Here is a 2,185-nt window from a genome sequence, read left to right as displayed (position 1 = left end):
AATCGGTTATTAGCGGATTGTTTTAAGACATTTAATATCACGCATTCATTAAGCAAGAAAGGATGTCCTTATGATAATGCGGTAGCGGAAGCGACATTTAAAACAATTAAAACGGAATTTGTAAAAGGCCAACGTTTTAACTCAACGGCTGAGTTACAACGCGCTTTTTCGGCTTATGCTTATTGGTATAATCATAAACGATTACATTCTTCGTTAGGCTACTTGCCTCCCGTTGAATTTAAAAAACACTTACCCCTTAATTTTTTTGTTTGAAAATGTGTTGCCATTCCAATTTTAGTTTTTGTGTAAGGTTTACCGACCGTCGTATCCGAAGGTGCTTCTTTTTCTAGTCATTTTACTTGGCTAGTCTAGTTCAAAGGGCCTAAAGATAATCACAAATTACTTCGCTCTGGTAACAAATCCGCCTCGCGTAACCGAACATCAAGGCGATTCATTGTTTTCACATCCTCAATATTTTTAAAAAACGGAAAGTGATCGAGCGATACAATGACAGTGCCAACCTGTTTATCATTTTGATTAATAGGAATAATTTTATGCGCTTCTGGGTAATCCTTAGCATTAAGTGGTACTGGAATATAAACCAGTAGTGAGGTACCGATTCGTTTAGGAAATATAGCTTCAACTCTTTCCATCAAATCAATTTCAATATAGCTATCTGTAAATACGTTAGCCAATTTTGTTACAAAAGTGGTGATTTGCTTTAACAGCTGTAAATCTTCAAGTTTAGTGAAAAAAAAGTCAATATTAGAGCTAATCAGAGCGTCATCAAAAAATGATTTATCAACATTATAAGTGATAACCTGTCCTGAGCTTTTATGTTCACCATCAATAAAAAAAATCTGCGTATCATTGTTCTTTTCAATTTTTTGGTAGGCTACTGCAAGCTTTTTCATCCCAAAATCAGTAAAACCCTCAGGGCAGTAGACTAACTCTTCTGGTTTCACTTTTACGGTGTTTTTAAATAGATACCAACACATTACACTTAAAATAAACATTATCCTGTGTGCCCAGTTCAATACCTTCACTGCTGATTTTGATATAAGAGCCACCGCAGATTAGCGTTAATTCATCGCTCGCTGTAATAGTTACCTCACCATCCACACTATCCACTTTGATATCTTGTTTGGCCGCCATATTGAGGTTGGCATTTTGGGCTTGCAGGTCAATATCGCCTTGGTTGGCAAATAGTTTCATCCCCGATTTTTGCGCGAATAACCCCACCGCCTCACCCGATGAGAGGGTGACGTTTTTTAAGCCGTTGATGTCGGTTTGATTTTCGCTAGTAAGGGTGAGGCTGTTAGCTGTCGATAGTTGAATGTTTTCAGGGCTAGTTAGGGCGATGCCTTCTTGCGCATAGGCCAGTAAGCCACTTTGGGTTAGCTGCGTTAAGTTGGCTTTAAGTTGTTCTTGGCTGTCAGTGTCTGCACCGTGGGCTTCAGACTGAGTAGCCGCATTTTGTAGGGCTTTGGCAATGGAGAGCGCATTTTCAAGTTGGGTGATTGCCGCTTGCATATCGAGCTGTTTGCCTTGCGCTTTGGGCTCGGTTTGGGTGGTTAAGTATAATCCCCGTGCAGCTGTTATGGCGCCCCATTCGTCGGTTCTTAGCTCAAAGCCTTCGCCACGCTGCGCTTTGCTTTGGTCAACTAAGTGACCGATATTAAGTTGCGTTTTGCCGTATTCGGTGGCCAGTTTGATGTGCTCTTGCCCGCGTTTATCATCCATGCGCAGTTTGTTGTTGGCCGGGGTGCGAATGACATTGCGGTGTTTGTTGATGGTGGTGATAGGGTCAGGGTGAGCACTGTCGTGCATGGCATGGGCTATATACGGCCTATCGGGGTTGCCGTTCATAAAGGCAATGGCCACTTCGGTGCCGTCAATTAAGGGAAAGTGAAAGCCATAGGTGCTGCCTGCATACGGTTTGGCTAAACGTATCCAAAGGCTTTCTTCGCCATTTTTCCATGTTTTTAGGTCAAAGTTAAATTTAACGCGGTAGCGTCCTTGAGTGTCAATATAGCCATAGGTGTCATTGTCGGGACTGGTGACCCTTGCCGGTAAGGTGCCGCTGATTTGGGGCCAGCGGATAGGCGTCGGGCGGTAGAGCGTTAATGCCTGATAAGGAATCGCAGTAAATTCGAGCTCGTATGCATCGGTGCGGTTACCGTGT

3 protein-coding genes are annotated in these 2,185 nt (G+C 42.8%); 1 reads left to right on the top strand and 2 read right to left on the bottom strand.

Annotated elements, in window-relative coordinates; genetic code table 11:
* Positions 1–273, top strand: a 273-nt coding sequence (locus A9G35_RS06915) for an integrase core domain-containing protein (protein WP_141673815.1), incomplete at its 5' end; no start/stop codon positions are given.
* Positions 274–392: 119 nt separating this feature from the next.
* Here A9G35_RS06915 and A9G35_RS06910 read toward each other — a convergent pair.
* Entirely contained in the window at positions 393–1,016 is a 624-nt protein-coding gene (locus A9G35_RS06910; protein WP_065636244.1) for an Imm52 family immunity protein, read from the bottom strand.
* Positions 979–2,185: DUF2345 domain-containing protein (locus A9G35_RS06905; protein ID WP_141673814.1), on the bottom strand; the 1,207-nt coding region annotated here is incomplete at its 5' end. The genes A9G35_RS06905 and A9G35_RS06910, both read right to left, overlap by 38 nt.

It is taken from the genome of Gilliamella sp. Choc5-1 (assembly GCF_001690595.1).
Taxonomy (GTDB): Bacteria; Pseudomonadota; Gammaproteobacteria; order Enterobacterales; family Orbaceae; genus Gilliamella; species Gilliamella apicola_M.
This window is presented reverse-complemented; position numbering and strand designations above follow the sequence as displayed.

Coding starts and splice junctions, on each gene's coding strand:
- A9G35_RS06910 (WP_065636244.1), bottom strand. CDS start 1,016: ATGTTTATTTTAAGTGTAATGTGTTGGTATCTATTTAAAAACACCGTA.